At 59.6% G+C, this 19891-nt stretch carries 20 protein-coding genes; 16 read left to right on the top strand and 4 right to left on the bottom strand.

Annotated elements, in window-relative coordinates; all coding sequences use genetic code 11:
• Positions 1–35 precede the first annotated feature (35 nt).
• The 6 genes from tilS (at position 36) to ispD (ending at position 6724) form a co-directional block, all read left to right on the top strand.
• A complete protein-coding gene (gene tilS, locus HU722_RS07495) occupies positions 36–1355 on the top strand; it encodes a tRNA lysidine(34) synthetase TilS (protein WP_065880072.1) in 1320 nt (439 codons plus the stop codon).
• A 273-nt stretch (positions 1356–1628) separates the two neighbouring features.
• Positions 1629–3260, top strand: a complete 1632-nt coding sequence (gene pyrG, locus HU722_RS07500) for a CTP synthase (protein WP_065880071.1) — start codon at positions 1629–1631, stop codon at positions 3258–3260.
• 5 nt (positions 3261–3265) lie between these two features.
• Positions 3266–4111, top strand: coding sequence for a 3-deoxy-8-phosphooctulonate synthase (gene kdsA, locus HU722_RS07505; protein WP_065880070.1), 846 nt, complete (start codon positions 3266–3268; stop codon positions 4109–4111).
• 157 nt (positions 4112–4268) lie between these two features.
• Positions 4269–5558: a phosphopyruvate hydratase gene (gene eno, locus HU722_RS07510; protein ID WP_065880069.1), complete on the top strand. Its 1290-nt coding sequence runs from the start codon at positions 4269–4271 to the stop codon at positions 5556–5558.
• Positions 5559–5741: 183 nt separating this feature from the next.
• Positions 5742–6020 (top strand): cell division protein FtsB, encoded by a 279-nt coding sequence (gene ftsB, locus HU722_RS07515; RefSeq protein WP_049709653.1) that lies wholly within the window; start codon positions 5742–5744, stop codon positions 6018–6020.
• The gene (ispD, locus tag HU722_RS07520; protein ID WP_065880068.1) at positions 6017–6724 is read left to right on the top strand and encodes a 2-C-methyl-D-erythritol 4-phosphate cytidylyltransferase; all 708 of its coding nucleotides are present in this window, start codon (positions 6017–6019) and stop codon (positions 6722–6724) included. Before ftsB ends, ispD begins: the two co-directional genes overlap by 4 nt.
• 129 nt (positions 6725–6853) lie before the next feature.
• Here the strand turns inward: ispD and HU722_RS07525 are convergent, their stop codons facing one another.
• Positions 6854–7750, bottom strand: a complete 897-nt coding sequence (locus HU722_RS07525; RefSeq protein WP_065890105.1) for a LysR substrate-binding domain-containing protein — start codon at positions 7748–7750, stop codon at positions 6854–6856.
• 109 nt (positions 7751–7859) lie between these two features.
• On the opposite strand from HU722_RS07525, the gene HU722_RS07530 reads away from it, so the two are divergent.
• The 8 genes from HU722_RS07530 (at position 7860) to rpoS (ending at position 14979) form a co-directional block, all read left to right on the top strand.
• Positions 7860–8972, top strand: coding sequence for an S-(hydroxymethyl)glutathione dehydrogenase/class III alcohol dehydrogenase (locus HU722_RS07530; protein WP_065880066.1), 1113 nt, complete (start codon positions 7860–7862; stop codon positions 8970–8972).
• Positions 8973–8980: 8 nt separating this feature from the next.
• On the top strand, positions 8981–9826 hold the full coding sequence (gene fghA, locus HU722_RS07535) for an S-formylglutathione hydrolase (protein WP_065880065.1): 846 nt from the start codon (positions 8981–8983) through the stop codon (positions 9824–9826).
• Positions 9827–9880: 54 nt separating this feature from the next.
• On the top strand, positions 9881–10354 hold the full coding sequence (ispF, locus tag HU722_RS07540) for a 2-C-methyl-D-erythritol 2,4-cyclodiphosphate synthase (protein ID WP_025855145.1): 474 nt from the start codon (positions 9881–9883) through the stop codon (positions 10352–10354).
• The gene (truD, locus tag HU722_RS07545) at positions 10351–11409 is read left to right on the top strand and encodes a tRNA pseudouridine(13) synthase TruD (protein ID WP_065890103.1); all 1059 of its coding nucleotides are present in this window, start codon (positions 10351–10353) and stop codon (positions 11407–11409) included. The genes ispF and truD overlap by 4 nt, the downstream gene beginning before the upstream one ends.
• Complete coding sequence (gene surE, locus HU722_RS07550) at positions 11397–12146, top strand: 5'/3'-nucleotidase SurE (RefSeq protein WP_065880063.1); 750 nt, start codon at positions 11397–11399, stop codon at positions 12144–12146. The genes truD and surE overlap by 13 nt, the downstream gene beginning before the upstream one ends.
• 41 nt (positions 12147–12187) lie before the next feature.
• A complete protein-coding gene (locus HU722_RS07555) occupies positions 12188–12823 on the top strand; it encodes a protein-L-isoaspartate(D-aspartate) O-methyltransferase (RefSeq protein WP_010563544.1) in 636 nt (211 codons plus the stop codon).
• Between the two features lie 207 nt (positions 12824–13030).
• A complete protein-coding gene (locus HU722_RS07560; RefSeq protein ID WP_083207061.1) occupies positions 13031–13867 on the top strand; it encodes a peptidoglycan DD-metalloendopeptidase family protein in 837 nt (278 codons plus the stop codon).
• A 107-nt stretch (positions 13868–13974) separates the two neighbouring features.
• Positions 13975–14979, top strand: a complete 1005-nt coding sequence (gene rpoS, locus HU722_RS07565) for an RNA polymerase sigma factor RpoS (protein WP_025855149.1) — start codon at positions 13975–13977, stop codon at positions 14977–14979.
• Positions 14980–15224: 245 nt separating this feature from the next.
• On the opposite strand, the gene HU722_RS07570 is transcribed toward rpoS, so the two are convergent.
• The gene (locus tag HU722_RS07570; protein ID WP_002554837.1) at positions 15225–15434 is read right to left on the bottom strand and encodes a cold-shock protein; all 210 of its coding nucleotides are present in this window, start codon (positions 15432–15434) and stop codon (positions 15225–15227) included.
• A 387-nt stretch (positions 15435–15821) separates the two neighbouring features.
• On the opposite strand from HU722_RS07570, the gene dcd reads away from it, so the two are divergent.
• Together dcd and HU722_RS07580 are read left to right on the top strand one after the other, a co-directional pair.
• Positions 15822–16388, top strand: a complete 567-nt coding sequence (gene dcd, locus HU722_RS07575; protein WP_010212421.1) for a dCTP deaminase — start codon at positions 15822–15824, stop codon at positions 16386–16388.
• 108 nt (positions 16389–16496) lie between these two features.
• Positions 16497–16697, top strand: coding sequence for a hypothetical protein (locus tag HU722_RS07580; RefSeq protein ID WP_049709645.1), 201 nt, complete (start codon positions 16497–16499; stop codon positions 16695–16697).
• Positions 16698–16712: 15 nt separating this feature from the next.
• Here HU722_RS07580 and pdeM read toward each other — a convergent pair whose 3' ends face one another.
• Positions 16713–17363, bottom strand: a complete 651-nt coding sequence (gene pdeM / locus HU722_RS07585; RefSeq protein ID WP_065945382.1) for a ligase-associated DNA damage response endonuclease PdeM — start codon at positions 17361–17363, stop codon at positions 16713–16715.
• Entirely contained in the window at positions 17363–19843 is a 2481-nt protein-coding gene (locus HU722_RS07590; protein ID WP_186755058.1) for a ligase-associated DNA damage response DEXH box helicase, read from the bottom strand. Before HU722_RS07590 ends, pdeM begins: the two co-directional genes overlap by 1 nt.
• Positions 19844–19891 lie beyond the last annotated feature (48 nt).

Here is a 19891-nt window from a genome sequence, read left to right on the forward strand (position 1 = left end):
TCTATCGTGTTCCAAGTATGCGGCGACAATGTGTGATGAAACGAACGCTGACCGCCAAACTGCTGCAAGCCCTGAGTCCGTGGCAAAATGCCCCGGCCTGGCATATCGCTTTCTCTGGCGGACTGGATTCCACCGTCCTGCTCCATCTCCTGGCCTCCCTGCCAGAAACCGAAACGCTCCCACCCCTCGGCGCAATCCATGTCCACCATGGCCTGCAAGCCGCCGCCGACGCCTGGCCAAGCCATTGCCAGTCGATATGCGACAGCTTGGGCATCCCCCTGCGCGTCATGCGCGTGCAGGTACAACCCGGCGCCAGTCTTGAGCGGGCTGCCCGTGACGCGCGTTACCAGGCGTTCACCGAGGTGATCGGAGCAGGGGAGGTGCTGCTGACAGGCCAGCATCGCGATGATCAGGCCGAAACCCTGTTATTCCGCCTGTTGCGTGGCGCAGGCGTGCGCGGGCTGTCGGCAATGCCTGCACAGCGCCCGTTGGCGGCTGGTTATCTGGTTCGGCCTTTATTGGATGTAGCGAAGGGGGAGTTGGAAGCCTACGCCCACGAGCATCAGCTCACGTGGATCGAAGACCCGTCCAACGCCGACCCAAGGTTCTCACGCAATTACCTGCGCCATCACGTGTTCCCAACGCTCACGGAGCGCTGGCCTCAAGCTGTCACGAGCCTTGCCCGCACTGCCGAGCACCTGAGTGAAGCCCAGGGCCTGCTCGATGAATTGGCGCAAATGGACCTGCGAGCGGCCGACCAGCCTGCACCTTTTCCCTGGCTGCACCTGCCGTCCTTGGCTCTCGCGCCGCTGCGCGAACTTTCTGACGCACGCCAGCGTAACGCCCTGCGCCATTGGCTGGCCCCACTGACCCGTCTACCCGACAGCGACCACTGGGCCAGTTGGCATGCCCTGCGTGATGCCAAAGGCGACGCACAGCCCCTATGGTGCCTGGCCGACGGTGAGTTGCACCGTAGCGGCGAACGCCTGTGGTGGCTGCCCTCCACATGGTCGGATTTTTCCGACGCATCGCTGAGCTGGCCCGATCCGCAAAATCCACTAGAGTTACCCGGCAATGGCCGGCTGAAACTCACTGGCAAGGCGCCTGAAGGTCCGCTGGAGGTTCGCTACCGTCATGGCGGCGAAATCATCGACGTGCCACGTCGCGGGCGGCGGGACCTGAAGCGCCTGCTTAATGAAAGTGGGCTTCCGAGCTTCGTCCGTGGCAGATTGCCGCTGCTGTATCAGGGTGAGCAATTGCTGGGGGTGCCTAGCCTGGCGGGACTGTGGAACACAGGGCCGGGCGACTGGCAATTAGATTGGATGCCACAGACCTGCGATCAAGGTTTGAGCTGATAGCGCCTTTCCGGTAGACTACGCTCCCTTCTTGATACAACTTCTGTGGATTCGCCTGAATCGCAGCAGTTGCCGATTACCAAGCAGTCTTTGCTGGGCGATTCCAAAAAATGTGTAGCGATCAACGTACTGGTGTTTCAGTGCCGGTCTGTCATCACGCGGCGGTTTTTTTGAAAGGTGCACTGTGATTAATGCAGGTGATCGGGGGCTTCGGCCTCTCTTCGCTCTCCCCGGCGGCTCGGACCGCTTTAACGCAGACTTCTAGGGTTTTTCATGACGCGCTACATATTCGTCACGGGCGGTGTTGTTTCTTCATTGGGGAAAGGCATTGCCTCCGCTTCATTGGCGGCCATCCTGGAGGCGCGGGGACTTAAGGTCACCATGCTCAAGCTGGACCCGTACATCAACGTCGACCCGGGCACCATGAGCCCGTTCCAGCACGGTGAAGTGTTCGTCACTCACGACGGCGCCGAGACCGACCTGGACCTGGGCCACTACGAGCGGTTCATCCGCACGACCATGACCCAGAACAACAACTTCACCACCGGCCGTGTCTACGAACACGTGCTGCGCAAGGAGCGCCGTGGTGACTACCTGGGTGCAACCATCCAGGTGATCCCGCACATCACCGACGAAATCAAGCGCCGCATCATCAAGGGTGCAGGCGATGCCGACGTGGCGATGGTCGAGATTGGTGGCACCGTCGGTGACATCGAGTCCCAACCGTTCCTCGAAGCCATCCGCCAGCTGCGTTTCGAAGTCGGCGCCAAGCGTGCGATGCTGATGCACCTGACCCTGGTGCCGTACATCGCCACCGCCGGCGAAACCAAAACCAAGCCTACCCAGCACTCGGTCAAGGAACTGCGTTCCATCGGCCTGCAGCCGGATGTGCTGGTGTGCCGCTCCGATCACCCGATCGACATTTCCTCGCGTCGCAAGATCGCGCAATTCACCAACGTTGAAGAACGTGCGGTGATCGCGCTGGAAGACGCCGACACCATCTACAAGATCCCGGGCATCCTGCACTCGCAAGGCCTGGACGATTTTGTGGTCGAGCGTTTCGGCCTGCAATGCAACGGCGCGGACCTGTCCGAGTGGGAAGCCGTGGTCGACGCCAAGCTCAACCCTGAGCACGAAGTCACCATCGCCATGGTCGGCAAGTACATGGAGCTGCTGGACGCGTACAAGTCGCTGATCGAAGCGATGAGTCACGCCGGCATCAGCAACCGTACCAAGGTCAACCTGCGCTACATCGATTCCGAAGACATCGAGAACCAGGGCACTGCGCTGCTCGAAGGTGTCGACGCGATCCTCGTACCGGGCGGTTTCGGCCTGCGTGGCGTGGAAGGCAAGATCACGGCCGTGCAATACGCTCGCGAGAACAAGGTTCCGTACTTGGGTATCTGCCTGGGCATGCAAGTGGCCGTTATCGAGTTCGCCCGTAACGTGCTGGGCTGGAAAGACGCCAACTCCACCGAGTTCGACGGCAAGAGCGGTCACCCGGTCGTGGGCCTGATCACCGAGTGGGAAGATGCCACTGGTGCCGTCGAGACCCGTACCGAAGCCTCCGACCTTGGCGGCACCATGCGCCTTGGCGCGCAGGACTGCCTGCTGGAGCCGGGTTCGCTGGTCCACGATTGCTACGGCAAGGATGTGATCGTCGAGCGTCACCGTCACCGCTACGAAGTGAACAACAACCTGCTGCCGCAAATCAAAGAGGCCGGCCTGAAAATCTCCGGTCGCTCCGGTGATGGCGCGCTGGTTGAAGTGGTCGAGGCACCGGATCATCCATGGTTCGTGGCGTGCCAGTTCCACCCTGAGTTCACCTCGACGCCGCGCGACGGTCACCCGTTGTTCAGCGGTTTCGTTAAAGCAGCACTGACGCAACATCAGAAGAAGGCGTAACCCTGATGGCCCAGAAGATCATTCGCGTAGGCGACATCGAGATTGCCAACGACAAGCCCATGGTGCTGTTTGGCGGCATGAACGTGCTGGAAAGCCGCGACATGGCGATGCAGGTCTGTGAAGCGTACGTGAAGGTGACCCAGAAACTGGGTATCCCTTACGTGTTCAAGGCCAGCTTCGACAAGGCCAACCGTTCGTCCGTGACCTCCTATCGCGGCCCGGGCCTTGAAGAAGGCATGCGGATCTTCCAGGACATCAAGCAAGCCTTCGGCGTGCCGATCATCACCGACGTCCACGAGCCTGAACAGGCTGCCGTGGTCGCCGAGGTGTGCGACATCATCCAGTTGCCGGCCTTCCTGTCGCGCCAGACCGACCTGGTTGTCGCGATGGCCAAGACCGGCGCTGTGATCAATATCAAGAAAGCCCAGTTCCTCGCGCCCCAGGAGATGAAACACATCCTGAACAAGTGCGTGGAAGCGGGTAACGACCAGTTGATCCTCTGCGAGCGCGGTTCGAGCTTCGGCTATAACAACCTCGTGGTGGACATGCTCGGTTTCGGCATCATGAAACAGTTCGAATACCCGGTGTTCTTCGACGTGACCCACGCGCTGCAAATGCCCGGTGGTCGCGCCGATTCCGCGGGCGGGCGGCGTGCCCAGGTGCTGGACCTGGCCAAGGCCGGTATCAGCCAGTCTTTGGCGGGGCTGTTCCTCGAAGCCCACCCGGACCCGGACAACGCCAAATGCGACGGTCCGTGCGCCCTGCGCCTGGACAAACTGGAGCCATTCCTGGCCCAGCTCAAGCAGTTGGACGAACTGGTCAAGAGTTTTCCGACGGTAGAGACCGCGTAAGCGCCATTTCTCCGGTAGACTTTCCCACGCTTTACGCTCAGGCCTACGGGCCTGAGCCATGTCGCCTGCAAGCCTGCCCCGTTGTTCCACCCTTGCGGTCGGTCAAAAGATTTCCTTCAGCTGCGTCGTTTTCGTCAACTTTGGAGTGTTTACAACAATGGCAAAAATCGTCGACATCAAAGGTCGTGAAGTTCTCGACTCCCGTGGCAACCCCACCGTCGAAGCCGACGTGCTTCTCGATAACGGCATCATCGGCAGCGCCTGCGCGCCGTCCGGTGCTTCCACCGGTTCGCGCGAAGCGCTGGAACTGCGTGATGGCGACAAGAGCCGTTACCTGGGCAAGGGTGTACTCAAGGCTGTAGCCAACATCAACGGCCCGATCCGTGACCTGTTGCTGGGCAAAGACCCGCTGGACCAGAAAGCCCTGGACCACGCGATGATCAAGCTCGACGGCACCGAAAACAAAGGCAGCCTGGGCGCCAACGCCATCCTCGCCGTGTCCCTGGCTGCTGCCAAGGCTGCTGCCCAGGATCAGGACCTGCCGCTGTACGCACACATTGCCAACCTGAACGGCACCCCGGGTGTGTACTCGATGCCGGTCCCGATGATGAACATCATCAACGGTGGCGAGCACGCCGATAACAACGTCGACATCCAGGAATTCATGGTACAGCCGGTCGGCGCCAAGACCTTCTCCGAAGGCCTGCGCATGGGCACCGAGATTTTCCATCACCTCAAGGCTGTGCTGAAGGCCCGTGGCCTGAGCACTGCGGTGGGTGACGAAGGTGGTTTCGCACCGAACCTGGCGTCCAACGAAGATGCACTCAAAGTGATCTCCGAAGCCGTAGCCAACGCTGGCTACAAGCTGGGCACCGACGTGACCCTGGCCCTGGACTGCGCGGCCAGCGAGTTCTACGAGGACGGTAAATACAACCTGTCCGGCGAAGGCCAAGTGTTCAACTCCGAAGGTTTTGCTGACTACCTCAAAGGCTTGACCGAGCGTTACCCGATCATCTCGATCGAAGACGGCCTGGACGAGTCCGACTGGGATGGCTGGAAAATCCTCACCGACAAGATCGGCGAGAAAATCCAGCTGGTGGGCGACGACCTGTTCGTCACCAACACCAAGATCCTGAAAGAAGGCATCGATAAAAAGATCGCCAACTCGATCCTGATCAAGTTCAACCAGATCGGTACCCTGACCGAAACCCTGGAAGCCATCCAGATGGCCAAGGCTGCGGGCTACACCGCCGTGATCTCGCACCGCTCCGGCGAAACCGAAGATTCGACCATTGCCGACCTGGCCGTGGGCACTTCGGCTGGCCAGATCAAGACCGGTTCCCTGTGCCGTTCCGACCGCGTTTCCAAGTACAACCAATTGCTGCGTATCGAAGAGCAACTGGCCGGCAAAGCCAAGTACAACGGTCGCGGCGAGTTTCGCGGCTGATCGCTCTTGATGGTAAGGCATGGTAAAAAGTCGACGGATTGCGTCGGAAAACTCACGATAGTGTGGGTTTCGACGCTAATCTGATGGCTATCAAGCACAGGCCTGGTTTTTCCAGGCTTCGTGCTATCAGTTACTTTAAAAGTTTCGCATGGCTGTCTTTTTTCACTGGATACCCGGATTTCGATGCGCAGTCCCAATTGGTTGTTTCTCGTCTTGCTCTTGTTGCTGGCTGGCCTGCAGTACCGCCTATGGGTCGGTAATGGCAGCTTTGCGCAGGTAAAAGACCTGACCGAGCAAATCGCTGCACAGCACGCCGAAAACGAGGTCCTGCTGGAGCGCAACCGCGTCCTTGATGCGGAAGTGCTTGAGCTGAAAAAGGGTACCGAGACCGTTGAAGAGCGGGCTCGTCATGAGTTGGGCATGGTCAAGGAGGGCGAAACCCTCTACCAGTTGGCCCAATGAGCAACAGCTTGCCGGCCTTCTGGGCCGTGATTCCTGCCGCGGGCATTGGTGCCCGCATGGCCGCGGACCGTCCCAAGCAATACCTGCAACTGGGCGGACGCACCATTCTCGAACACAGCCTTGGCTGCTTTCTCGACCACCCCTGGCTTAATGGCCTGGTGGTCAGCCTTGCTTCTGATGATCCTTATTGGCCTGATTTGGCGTGTGCCATGGACCCGCGCATTCACCGTGCGGACGGCGGTTCGGAACGTTCCGGGTCGGTGCTCAACGCACTTTTGCAGCTGAACGCTTTGGGGGCCAGTGATGATGATTGGGTACTGGTGCATGATGCGGCGCGGCCGAACCTGAGTCGCGATGACCTCGACAAACTGCTGACTGAACTGGCGGACGACCCGGTGGGCGGTCTGCTGGCCGTGCCGGCACGCGACACCCTCAAGCGCGTCGATAAGCACGGGCGTGTCGTCGAAACCGTCGACCGTAGCCTGATCTGGCAAGCCTACACGCCGCAGATGTTCCGCCTGGGTCCGCTGCATCGTGCTTTGGCTGACAGCCTGGTGGCGGACGCCGTCATCACTGATGAGGCTTCTGCCATGGAATGGTCCGGCCAGGCGCCGCGGCTGATCGAAGGGCGGTCGGACAATATCAAGGTGACGCGGCCGGAGGATCTTGAGTGGCTCAGGTTGCGGTGGGCGAATCGGCGGTAGTCAGTTGCACCGAGTCGACCCCTTCGCGAGCAAGCCAGCTCCCACCTTTAAACGCGTTACTACAGGATAAACGCGGTTAAAGGTGGGAGCTGGCTTGCCTGCGAAGAGGCCGGCACAAACAGCCAATAATTACTGGCTGTACTCCGGCCTCTCAGCCAACCCCACCTTCAAAAAATCCACCAACTTCCTGACCTTCGGCGACAAGTGCCGCTGCTGCGGATACAGCGCCCACACCGCCGTATTCGGCGGCTGATGCGCCTCCAGCAGCGACACCAGCGCGCCACTGTGCAAATGCTCCAGCACGTAATAATCCGGCAACTGGCACAACCCGACGCCCAGCACCGCCGCATCCAGCACCGCTTGCCCACTGTTGCAGCGCCAGTTTCCCTGCACCCGCTGGGAAAACTCGCGTCCGTCCTGGGCCAGTTGCCAGATATCCGAGCTACCAATCAGGCAGTTATGCCGGCTCAACTCCGACAAACTATGTGGCCGACCATACCGCGCCAGGTAGGACGGCGACGCGCACAGGTACATGCGCCTCGGTGCCAGCCTGCTGGCGACCATGCGTGAATCCTGTAAGCGCCCCAGGCGAATCGCCAGATCCAGGCCTTCGTGCACGAGGTCCAGTTGACGGTTGCTCAGCTCGATATCCACGCGCAACTGCGGGTAGAGGCCCATGAACCGCGTTACCAGCGGCACGATAAACCGCTCGCCGTAGGCCACGGCACAGGTCATGCGCAACATGCCTTTGGGTTCGCTGGTGAGGTCACCCACCGCACGCAGGGCTTCTTCGCGACCGTCCTGTAAACGTTGGCAATGTTGCAGAAAGGTCTGGCCGGCTTCCGTCAAGGTAACCTTGCGCGTGCTGCGATACAGCAGCCGCGTTTGCAGGCGTTCTTCCAGGCGCGCCACCTGCCGGCTGATATGCGACGAAGAAACGCCCAGGCGTTCCGCTGCCGCAGTGAATTGGCTGCATTCGGCCACCGCGACAAATTCATCAATGCCTTCCCAGCGGTTTTCAAGCACGGTGATTATCCCTGTACAGCAATAAAGTTTTGCTTTCGCTTGGATTATTAATCAATCAGCCATGTTTTACACTCATCGCCTCAGTATTCAATTCCCTGGAGAAACCCGGATGATCAAGTCCCGCGCCGCCGTAGCCTTCGAAGCCAAGAAGCCCCTTGAGATCGTTGAAGTGGATGTCGCCATGCCCAAGGCTGGCGAGGTGCTGTTGCGCGTGGTCGCGTCCGGTGTATGCCATACCGACGCTTACACGCTGTCGGGCGCTGACCCGGAAGGTATCTTTCCGTCGATCCTCGGCCATGAAGGCGGTGCAGTGGTTGAAGCGATCGGCGAAGGCGTGACTTCGGTCGCCGTAGGCGATCATGTGATCCCGCTGTACACCCCGGAATGCGGCCAGTGCAAATTCTGCCTGTCGGGCAAGACCAACCTGTGCCAGGCCATTCGCTCCACTCAGGGCAAAGGCTTGATGCCGGATGGCACCACTCGGTTTTCCTACAAGGGCCAGCCAATTTTCCACTACATGGGCACCTCGACCTTCTCCGAATACACCGTGTTGCCGGAAATTTCCGTGGCCAAGATTCCTAAAGAAGCGCCACTGGAAAAAGTCTGCCTGTTGGGTTGCGGCGTCACCACCGGCATTGGTGCAGTGATCAACACTGCCAAGGTCAAGCCGGGCGACACCGTGGCCATCTTCGGTCTCGGCGGTATCGGCCTGTCGGCCGTCATCGGTGCAGTCAAGGCCAAGGCTGGGCGCATCATTGCCATCGACATCAACCCTGCCAAATTTGAAATCGCCAAGCAGCTGGGTGCGACTGACTGCATCAACCCGAAAGACTACGACCGCCCGATCCAGGACGTGATTGTCGACCTGACCGATGGCGGCGTGGACTTCTCTTTTGAATGCATCGGCAACGTTCAGCTGATGCGCGCTGCCCTCGAGTGCTGCCACAAAGGTTGGGGTGAGTCGGTGATCATCGGCGTGGCCGGTGCCGGTCAGGAAATCGCCACGCGTCCCTTCCAACTGGTGACCGGTCGCGTCTGGCGCGGTTCGGCCTTCGGTGGCGTGCGCGGTCGTACTGAGCTGCCAAGCTACGTGGAAATGGCCCAGACCGGCGAGATCCCGCTGGACACCTTCATCACCCATACCATGGGCCTGGAAGACATCAACAAAGCGTTTGACCTGATGCATGAAGGCAAAAGCATTCGTACCGTCATCCACTTCTGAGGTCGGCCATGAGTCTGGAAAACCTGTCGTGCCAGAAGAGCTTCGGCGGCTGGCACAAACGCTACAAGCATCACTCCGATGTGCTCGGCTGCGACATGACCTTCGCCGTCTACCTGCCGCCGCAAGCGGAGCAGGGCGGCAAGTTGCCGGTGTTGTACTGGCTGTCCGGTCTCACCTGCACTGATGAGAACTTCATGCAGAAGGCCGGCGCGCAGCGCATGGCCGCCGAGCTGGGGTTGATCATCGTGGCGCCGGACACCAGCCCTCGTGGGCCGGGTGTTCCGGGTGATCCCGATAACGCGTGGGATTTTGGCCTTGGCGCCGGCTTCTATCTGAATGCCACGCAGGAGCCCTGGGCCAAGCACTATCGGATGCATGACTACGTGGTGAAGGAATTGCCTGCGTTGGTTGAAGCGCATTTCCCGGCTTCAGATAAACGTGGCATCAGCGGTCACTCCATGGGCGGCCACGGTGCACTGGTGTGTGCGTTGCGCAATCCCGGGCGTTACCTGTCGGTGTCGGCGTTTTCGCCCATCAGTAACCCGATGGACTGCCCATGGGGTCAGAAGGCCTTTTCCCGCTACCTGGGCGAAGAGCGTTCGAAATGGCGTGAGTGGGACGCCTGCGTGTTGATCAGCGAAGCCGCGGAAAAGCTGCCGCTGCTGGTGGACCAAGGTGACCGCGACGATTTCCTTGCCGTGCAACTCAAGCCTGAAGCCTTGCAGCAAGCGGCGAAGGCGGCCAACCATCCGTTGGAACTGCGGCTGCAACCTGGCTACGACCACAGCTACTTCTTTATCGCCAGCTTCATCGAAGACCATTTGCGACACCATGGTCGTGCTTTGCTCGGTTAATGTGAGGCAAAAGTAGGTAGAATCACGCCCTGAATTAAATCGGGGCGTTTTTTTATGCGTATTGGCCACGGCTACGATGTGCACCGTTTCGCTGAAGGCGATTTCATCACCTTGGGCGGCGTGCGCATTGCACATCACCATGGGTTGCTGGCTCATTCCGACGGCGACGTTGTGTTGCATGCCTTGAGCGATGCCTTGCTCGGCGCGGCGGCGTTGGGCGATATCGGCAAGCACTTTCCGGACACCGACCCGACCTTCAAGGGTGCGGACAGCCGTGTATTGCTGCGCCATGTGGTTGGCCTGATCCATGCCAAAGGCTGGAAGGTCGGCAACGTCGACAACACCATCGTGGCCCAGGCGCCAAAAATGGCGCCCCATATTGAATCGATGCGCGCACTGATTGCCGCAGACCTGCACATTGAATTGGATCAAGTGAACGTGAAAGCCACCACCACCGAAAAGCTCGGGTTCACCGGTCGTGAAGAGGGCATCGCCGTGCACTCCGTTGCCTTGTTGCTGCGCGCATGAATGATCTGCAACTGCTGGGCCCACGGGCCTATGGCGAGGCCTTGGGCAGCGCGGTCCTGAAGGCGACCGCCGAAGACTTCCAGGTTGATGAAGTGCTGGATATCCCGCTGACCGGCGAGGGTGAGCACCTGTGGTTGTGGGTTGAGAAGCGTGGCCTCAATACAGAAGAAGCCGCGCGGCGCATCGCCAAGGCGGCCGGCGTGCCGTTGCGCACGGTCAGCTATGCCGGGCTCAAGGATCGCCAGGCGTTGACCCGCCAATGGTTCAGCGTGCAGTTGCCAGGCAAAGCCGATCCGGACATGAGCGCTGCGGAAAACGACAGCCTCAAGGTTCTCAAGACCGCCCGTCATAAACGCAAATTGCAGCGCGGCGCACATTCGGCCAATGGTTTCACCTTGCGCCTGACCCAGCTGGCCGGTGATACCGCCGCCATCGACGCGCGTTTGCAATTGATTGCACAGCAGGGCATCCCCAACTATTTCGGTGCCCAGCGTTTTGGTCACAATGGTGGCAACGTGGTCGACGCCCGCGAGTGGGCCGCGCGCAAGGCTTTGCCGGAACAGCGCAACGTGCGTTCGCGGCTGCTGTCGACGGCGCGCAGCTACCTGTTCAACAAGGTGCTGGCGGCGCGTGTGGCCGACGGTTCCTGGCAGCGTGCGCAGGTCGGCGACCTGTTGGCGTTTACCGACAGCCGCAGCTTTTTCCCGGCGGGGGAGGCGGAATGCAGCGACCCCCGCCTGGCCATTCTGGACCTGCACCCGACCGGGCCGCAGTGGGGCGAAGGTGATTCACCTGCCAGCGGCGCAACCTTCGAACTGGAACAGGCGGTCGCCGCCGGTGAAGCCGACCTGCGCGATTGGCTGGTGAATGCCGGCATGAGCCAGGAACGTCGCATTCTGCGACTGCCCATTGGCGGTTTGACGTGGCATTATCCCTCGCTGGACATTCTGCAATTGGAATTCGTCCTGCCGGCCGGATGCTTCGCCACTGTCTTGGTGCGCGAGCTTGTTGATCTGGTGCCGGTGGGGCAGACGGACAACCCATGCGTATTCTGATATCAAACGATGACGGTGCCACCGCACCCGGTCTTGCCGCGCTCTATGCTGCGCTGGAAGATTATGCCGAGTGCGTGGTGGTTGCCCCCGACCAGGACAAGAGCGGCGCCAGCAGTTCGTTGACGCTCGACCGTCCGCTGCACCCGCAGGTCCTGGCCAATGGCTTTATCAGCGTGAACGGCACTCCTACCGACTGCGTCCACCTGGCGATCAACAGCCTGTTGGATCCGCAGCCGGACCTGGTGGTGTCGGGCATCAATCTTGGTGCGAACCTGGGGGATGACGTGCTGTATTCCGGTACCGTGGCGGCAGCCCTTGAAGGGCGTTTCCTGGGGCAAACCGCGTTCGCCTTTTCGTTCGCCTCGCGCCAATTGGATAACCTGCCGACCGCGGCCTATTTCGCGCGCAAGCTGGTAGAGGCCCATGGCTCCCTGGACTTGCCGCCGCGCACGGTGCTCAACGTCAATATTCCCAACTTGCCCCTTGATCATATTCGCGGCATCCAGCTCACGCGCCTGGGCCATCGCGCCCGCGCGGCGGCGCCGTTGAAGGTGGTTGATCCGCGTGGCAAGGAAGGCTACTGGATCGCTGCTGCGGGTGACGCCGAAGATGGCGGCCCGGGCACGGACTTTCATGCGGTGATGCAAGGTTATGTATCGATTACCCCATTGCAATTTGATCGCACCTTCAGTGATGCCTTCAGTGGTCTCGATGGCTGGCTGGAGAGGCTTCGCTGATGGGCCGTGAACAAGACGACTTGCTGCGCCGGGGCATCGGGATGACTTCCCAGCGTACCCGCGAACGCCTGATACAGCGCCTGTACGAAGAGGGCTTGTCCAACGCCCAGGTGCTGGAAGTGATCCGGCGCACGCCTCGGCATCTGTTTGTCGATGAGGCCCTGGCCCACCGTGCCTATGAAGACACGGCGCTGCCTATCGGCCATAACCAGACCATTTCCCAGCCTTACATGGTGGCGCGCATGAGCGAGCTGCTGCTGGCGGCGGGGCCGTTGGACAAGGTGCTGGAAATCGGCACGGGCTCCGGCTACCAGACCGCCGTGCTGGCGCAGTTGGTGGAGCGGGTGTTCTCGGTGGAGCGCATCAAAGTGCTGCAAGACCGCGCCAAGGAGCGCCTGGTGGAGTTGAACCTGCGCAATGTGGTGTTTCGCTGGGGCGATGGCTGGGAAGGTTGGCCGGCGCTGGCACCGTACAACGGCATCATTGTTACCGCCGTGGCCACCGATGTTCCGCAAGCGCTGCTTGATCAACTCGCCCCCGGTGGGCGCCTGGTGATCCCGGTCGGCTCCGGTGAAGTGCAACAATTGATGCTCATTATCCGTGAGGACGAAGGCTTTTCACGGCATGTACTGGGCGCTGTTCGTTTTGTACCGCTGCTCAATGGCCCGCTGGCCTGATCAATTTTTTCCGGCGGTGAATTCTGCTGGCGGGGATGTGTCTTACAGCGGGGTCTATTGAATCAACATCACTGGCGCGACGATTCAACACGCTGAACGATTCGTTTCAGACGTGTGCCGGTAAAACTCCAATGCCCAGTTATACTTGCGTCATATTTCAAGCCTGGTACAGGCATTCATGTTCAGCCAGCACAAAGGGAGCGGCGGGTGAGTCTCACAGGTCTTGCGCAGCGTATGAGTAAAACAAGCTTTCATCGACTGGTGCTTGGCCTCGTCTTCAGTTCTGTGTTGGTAGGGTGCTCCAGCTCGCCAAGCAGCGGCGCGCGGGTGGTTGATCGTAATAGTGCGGCACCGCAAAAGCCGACGGTAACCACCGGGCAATATGTGGTGCGAAAGGGCGATACGATGTTCTCGATCGCCTTCCGTTATGGCTGGGACTACAAGGCCCTCGCAGCGCGTAACAATATTCCTGTGCCTTACACGATACATCCGGGTCAGACGATTCGCTTCGACGGTCGCACAGGATCAACGCCTACGGCAGTCGTGACAAACAGTGGTTCTTCGCCGTCGTCCTCAAGCAAAACCACCGTCTTCACCCGGCCTGCTGGTACTGCCGCGCCTGCCCCTGCGAACAAGCCGGCACCTGCGCCGTTGCCACCTGCAGGGCCCGCGCCGACCGGTTGGGGATGGCCTTCCAACGGCGTGTTGATTGGAAAATTCTCTTCAAACGGTAGTTTGAATAAAGGCATTGATATCGCCGGAGATTTGGGACAGCCTGTTTTAGCTGCGTCTGATGGGACGGTGGTGTACGCCGGGAGTGGTTTACGGGGCTACGGCGAGCTTGTCATCATCAAACACAGCGATACCTACGTCAGTGCCTACGGTCATAACCGTAGGCTGTTGGTTCGGGAGGGGCAGCAGGTCAAAGTCGGACAGACAATTGCCGAAATGGGATCAACTGGTACAGACCGGGTGAAACTGCACTTTGAGATTCGCCGACAAGGGAAGCCTGTAGATCCGCTGCAATTCTTGCCCCGGCGTTGATATGTTGCACAGCCTGTTCCCTTCACGTAGAAGGAACAGGCTCCAGCGTTGCCAAGGATAAAGGCGCCGCTTGAGCTTGAGGTCGAACTCACCAAAGGACTATAACAATGGCTCTCAGTAAAGAAGCGCCGGAGTTTGACATCGACGATGAGGTTCTCCTTATGGAGACCGGCATTGCTACGGAATCGATGTCGAATGAGGGACCTGCTGTACCTTCAGTTCGCACCAAATCCAAGAACTCCACCGCGTTAAAGCAACACAAGTACATTGACTACACACGGGCGCTCGATGCGACCCAGCTGTATCTCAATGAAATCGGCTTTTCCCCTCTGCTTACCCCCGAAGAAGAAGTCCATTTTGCGCGCTTGTCGCAAAAGGGTGATCCGGCTGGGCGCAAGCGCATGATTGAAAGCAACCTGCGCCTGGTGGTGAAAATCGCCCGACGCTACGTCAATCGTGGGCTTTCCTTGTTGGACTTGATCGAGGAGGGCAACCTGGGATTGATCCGGGCGGTAGAGAAGTTCGACCCTGAGCGGGGCTTCCGCTTTTCGACCTATGCCACTTGGTGGATTCGTCAGACCATCGAACGGGCGATCATGAATCAGACCCGCACGATCCGGTTGCCGATCCATGTGGTCAAAGAGCTCAACGTCTACCTGCGGGCAGCGCGTGAGCTTACCCAAAAACTCGATCATGAACCTTCGCCCGAAGAAATCGCCAACCTGCTGGAGAAGCCGGTAGGGGAGGTCAAGCGCATGCTTGGTCTTAACGAGCGCGTGTCTTCGGTCGACGTCTCGTTGGGTCCGGATTCGGATAAAACCCTGCTGGACACTCTGACGGATGATCGCCCTACAGATCCTTGTGAGCTGTTACAGGACGATGATCTTTCCCAAAGCATTGACCAGTGGTTGTCAGAGCTCACTGACAAGCAGCGTGAAGTGGTGATTCGCCGCTTCGGCCTGCGCGGCCATGAGAGCAGTACCTTGGAAGACGTGGGCCTGGAGATCGGTCTGACCCGTGAGCGGGTGCGGCAGATCCAGGTGGAAGGGCTCAAGCGCTTGCGCGAGATCCTGGAGAAGAATGGCTTGTCGAGCGAGTCGTTGTTTCAGTAAAGTCTCCTAAGGCAGCTATTAAAACGCCCGGTGCATGAGAGTGCGCCGGGCGTTTTGCTTTCTACTGCGGTAGCAGCTGCCGAGCCTTGGCGAGGCTGCGTCAACGGTATATCTGACGTACCGCGAACGCAGCCTCGCCAAGGCTCGACAGCTGCTACGTCACGCAGAGTCATACGGCATGAAATCCCAGGCATAAAAAAACCCCGCTTTTAAGGGCGGGGTCTTTTCGACTAAGTCAGTACAAGTTAGATAACTTGAACTTCTTCAGCTTGCATGCCTTTCTGACCGCGGGTAGCGATGAAAGAGACCTGTTGGCCTTCTTTCAGGCTTTTGAAGCCGTCGGATTGGATAGCTTTGAAGTGAACGAACAGGTCGTCACCGGATTGTGGAGTGATGAAGCCGAAGCCTTTTTCATCGTTGAACCACTTAACGGTACCAGTTTGGCGATTAGACATGGTGTAACTCCTTGAACAAAGTTAACTGCGACTCAGGAAAAGCCCTGGCCGAGACTGAGTGCAAAGAGCAGGAAAAATTCTTGGAGATGGTTGGATCGAAATTCAACATATCGTGTAGAGATTCTCAGTGACACAAGCAACACAGTGACGTCACCTTAACTGTTTTTCTCGGACGTGCCAATGATATTTCCGAAGGTTTCTCTATTTTCGTGACTGGCGGTGGTATTTCTATTCGCCTCGCACAGCTATACGGGTCCCGGCTCCGTTTGCTACGACGTGTAAGCAACCGGCGTTTTTTTTAAGAAAAGCCCCGTGGCCTTTGAACCCCAACGCCGGCCCCGGTAAGATGCCCAACAGATTTTTCACCTCGCTATTCAGGACACCGCCATGAGCATCAAATCGGACAAGTGGATTCGCCGCATGGCGCAAGAGCACGGCATGATCGAACCGTTCGTCGAGCGGCAGATCCGCGGCCAAGGTGATGCCCCGGTGATTTCCTACGGCGTTTCCAGCTATGGATACGACGTGCGCTGTGCCGATGAATTCAAGGTGTTCACCAACATCAACTCGGCCATCGTCGATCCAAAAAACTTCGACGAAAAGAGCTTCGTCGACGTCAAGAGCGACGTGTGCATCATCCCACCGAACTCCTTCGCCCTGGCGCGCACCGTGGAGTTCTTCCGTATCCCCCGCGACGTGCTCACCATCTGCCTGGGTAAAAGTACCTACGCGCGTTGCGGCATTATCGTCAACGTGACGCCGCTTGAGCCTGAGTGGGAAGGTCACGTGACCCTGGAATTCTCCAACACCACTACGCTACCGGCGAAAATCTACGCCAACGAAGGCGTGGCGCAGATGCTGTTCCTGCAGTCTGACGAGGCCTGTGAAGTGTCCTATAAAGACCGCGCGGGCAAGTATCAGGGCCAGCGCGGCGTCACTCTCCCACGCGCTTGATAGAAAGGTCTTACGCGTAAAGGGAATTAGTCTGAAGAAAGTGACTCTATCTAGGTGTACTGCCTCGGCGCGTGTAAAACGCGTCGAGCCACGCTTGAGGAGTACTTTATGAAGATCGACCCGCGAATCAGCGCAGAAATTGCCCGGCTTGAACCCAACCAGATTGGCGTTCTGGCCTGGTCCCTGATGGCCGATCCCGCTTATGCGGGTGGTATTCCCGGCCAGCCAGATCCGGATTCCCCGCAACCCATTGAAGAACCGGGCTCGCCCACTGTTCCAGATGAGCCACCTCCCGCGCCTGTAGCCTGACACTTCGCCAGCCAGTTAATGCACTGGCCAAACTTGATGGTCGCCGATGACAAATATTCGGCGGTCATTGGCCTGTTCCACTGCAAAGCCACCGGTAAACGCGCCAAACGCCGGCAGCAAGCTGACCTGCGTTCCGATCTGGAAGCACGGTAGGCGCAGACTTTGCCGTCCCCTGCCGCGCAAGCGATACACCGGATGCACGTGCCCTGCCAATACATGGTGGGTCGCATGGGCATCCGGTTCGTGTTGCAATGCAAACGGGGCCATCAGCAGCGGCTCCGCAACAACCTCGATCCTCAGATCCGCAGGTGGGTCACCCGCACGTTTATCGTGATTGCCTCGAATCAAGGTCATAGGCAGGTCAGGATGGCGTGCTCGCCAGGTTCTCAATGCGCTCAGCGTGCCGCTGGCGTGAGAGCCTGTGCCGTGCAGGAAATCGCCTAGAAAGATCACCTGCGTACACGGTAGCGTCGATAGCAACCGGTCCAGTCGTTGCAAATTCTCGGTCGTGGTTCCCTGCGGCACCGGTTGCCCCAGGCTTCGATATGCCGACGCCTTGCCGAAATGCGCATCCGCAATCAACAGACACTGACGCGCAGGCCAATAGACGGCCTTGTCTGCCAGCAGCCACAGTTCTTCACCCTCGAGCATTACCGAACAAACCATCAACGCTTCCCGTTATCCGCGACTTTTTCCAGGTCCTTGACCATCCGCGCAATGCGCTCAGAAAGTTTTTCCGAACTCATGCTTTCGCGCATCCGCTCAACCAGCAGGGGAAAGGCCAACGGCGTAGGCCGTTCGATCTTATGCAGGTCCAGTTTCAGCGCCGACAGATGACGTAATGTCTCTTCCAGCCGGCGAATATCCAACTCATCACGCAGGACTTCTTCCCCTGCCTGGGTCAGCAGCAGGTTCTGCGGGTCATATTGCTTGAACACCTCAAAGAACAACCCGCTGGACGCCTGCACCTGCCGGGTGCTTTTCGGCGCGCCAGGGTAACCGGCGAACACCAGCCCGGCGATACGTGCGATTTCACGAAAACGGCGCAGGGCCAACCCCCCGGCATTCAGGCTGGCCACCACATCATCCAGCAGGTTTTCAGGACTCAACAGCGCGTCGTTCAACAGCGCTGGCCAATCCACTTCGGTGGCACTCAATAACTCCAGCCCGTAATCATTCACCGCAATGGAGAAGGTGACCGCCTGCCCTCGGCTCACCCGCCACGCCAACACACTCGCCAGCCCCAGGTGCACCTGGCGCCCGGCGAAGGGGTAGAGGAACAGGTGCCATCCCTCCCGCGATTTCAAGGCCTCAGCCAGCAAGTGCTCGCGCGTCGGCAAGCCGGACCAGCGCAATTGTGTTTGCAAGAGGGGCCGAACCGCCTGAATCTCCGGCCCTTCGAAGTGTCCGTGGGCCGCTTCATCCAAGCGCACGACGACGGCCTGGGCCAGCTCATTGGAAAGCGGCATGCGCCCACCATTCCAGCGCGGTACGGCGGCTTTTTTCGCGGTGCTGCGACGTACATAGGCGGTCATGTTTTCGACCCGCACCAGCTCCAGCAAGCGCCCGGCGAACAGGAGGCCATCTCCCGGCTTGAGCCGCGCAATAAAACCTTCCTCGACGCTGCCGAGGTTTTTGCCGCCGCCGCCCTTGCTCCAGAACTTCAACTGGATGCTTGCGTCGCTGACGATGGTGCCGACGCTCATGCGATGTCGACGTGCCAGCCTTGCGTCCGGGACGCGCCAGATGCCGTGCTCGTCCGGCTCGACGCGACGGTAATCCGGATAAGCCGTCAACGAAAGGCCACCATGGCGCACAAACCCCAGCGCCCAGGCCCAGTCTTCATCCGTCAGATCGCGATAAGCCCAGGCGCCGCGTACCTCGGCCAGCAGCGCTTGCGGTGTAAAGCCACCGCCCAATGCCATGCTGACAAGATGCTGGACGAGTACATCCAACGATTTGTGCGGCGACTCGCGCGCTTCAATGCGCCGCTGCGCAATCGCATCCTGCGCCGCCGCGGCCTCCACCAACTCCAGGCTGTGGGTCGGCACCAATGTCACCCGCGAGGGCCGCCCCGGCGCGTGCCCCGAGCGACCGGCGCGTTGCATCAGGCGGGCCACGCCTTTGGCCGAGCCGATCTGCAGTACGCGCTCCACCGGCAGGAAATCCACCCCCAGGTCCAGGCTTGACGTACACACCACCGCCTTGAGCTGGCCGTCTTTCAAAGCCCGCTCCACCCAGTCACGGGTCTCTCGCGACAGCGAACCATGGTGCAGGGCAATCACCCCGGCCCAGTCGGGACGGGCATCAAGCAATGCCTGGTACCAAATTTCCGATTGCGCTCGCGTGTTGGTAAAGACCAGGCAACTGCTGCTGCTTTCCACCTCGGCCACCACTTGGGGCAGCATCTTCAAGCCGATATGCCCGGCCCAGGGAAAACGTTCTGTAACGGGTGGCAATAATGTGTCGATGATCAACTGCTTGGCCGTTAGCCCCTGCACATTGATCCCGTCACCCTGTGGGATCAGCACTTCCAATGCGTGAGACTGATTACCCAAGGTTGCCGAAATACCCCACACCATCAACTCTGGATGCCAGCGCCGCAAGCGTGCCAGCGCCAGTTGCAGTTGCACGCCGCGTTTATTACCGATCAGTTCGTGCCACTCATCCACGACCACCATGCGCAGTTTTCCCAGGCTGGTTTCGCTATCGGGGCGGGCCAGCATTAACGTCAGGCTTTCCGGGGTGGTGACCAATGCGGTGGGCTGGCGGCGGGTCTGCCGTGCGCGTTCGCTGCTGCTGGTGTCGCCGGTGCGCAGGCCGACACTCCAGGGAATCTGTAACGCCTCGAGCGGCGCTTCAAGGGCGCGGGCGGTGTCGGCGGCCAACGCACGCATGGGCGTGATCCACAGCACCGTCAGCGGTTCAGCCGGCGGTTTGCGTTTACCGGTTGCCGCTGGGCGAGTGATGGCCAAGCGATTGAGCGCGGCAAACCACAGTGCATAGGTTTTACCGGCGCCGGTGCTGGCATGCAGCAAACCTGATCGGCCTTCCTTGACAGCCGCCCAGACTTCTTTTTGAAAGGCGAACGGCTTCCAGCCTTTGGCGGCGAACCATTGCCGGGCGAAGTCGAGAGGTTTTGCCATGCGGGCGCTGACGCTCTGAAGGGCTTATTGCACAGACCCTTAACGCCT

This window comes from Pseudomonas tritici (assembly GCF_014268275.3).
Lineage (GTDB): Bacteria > Pseudomonadota > Gammaproteobacteria > Pseudomonadales > Pseudomonadaceae > Aquipseudomonas > Aquipseudomonas tritici.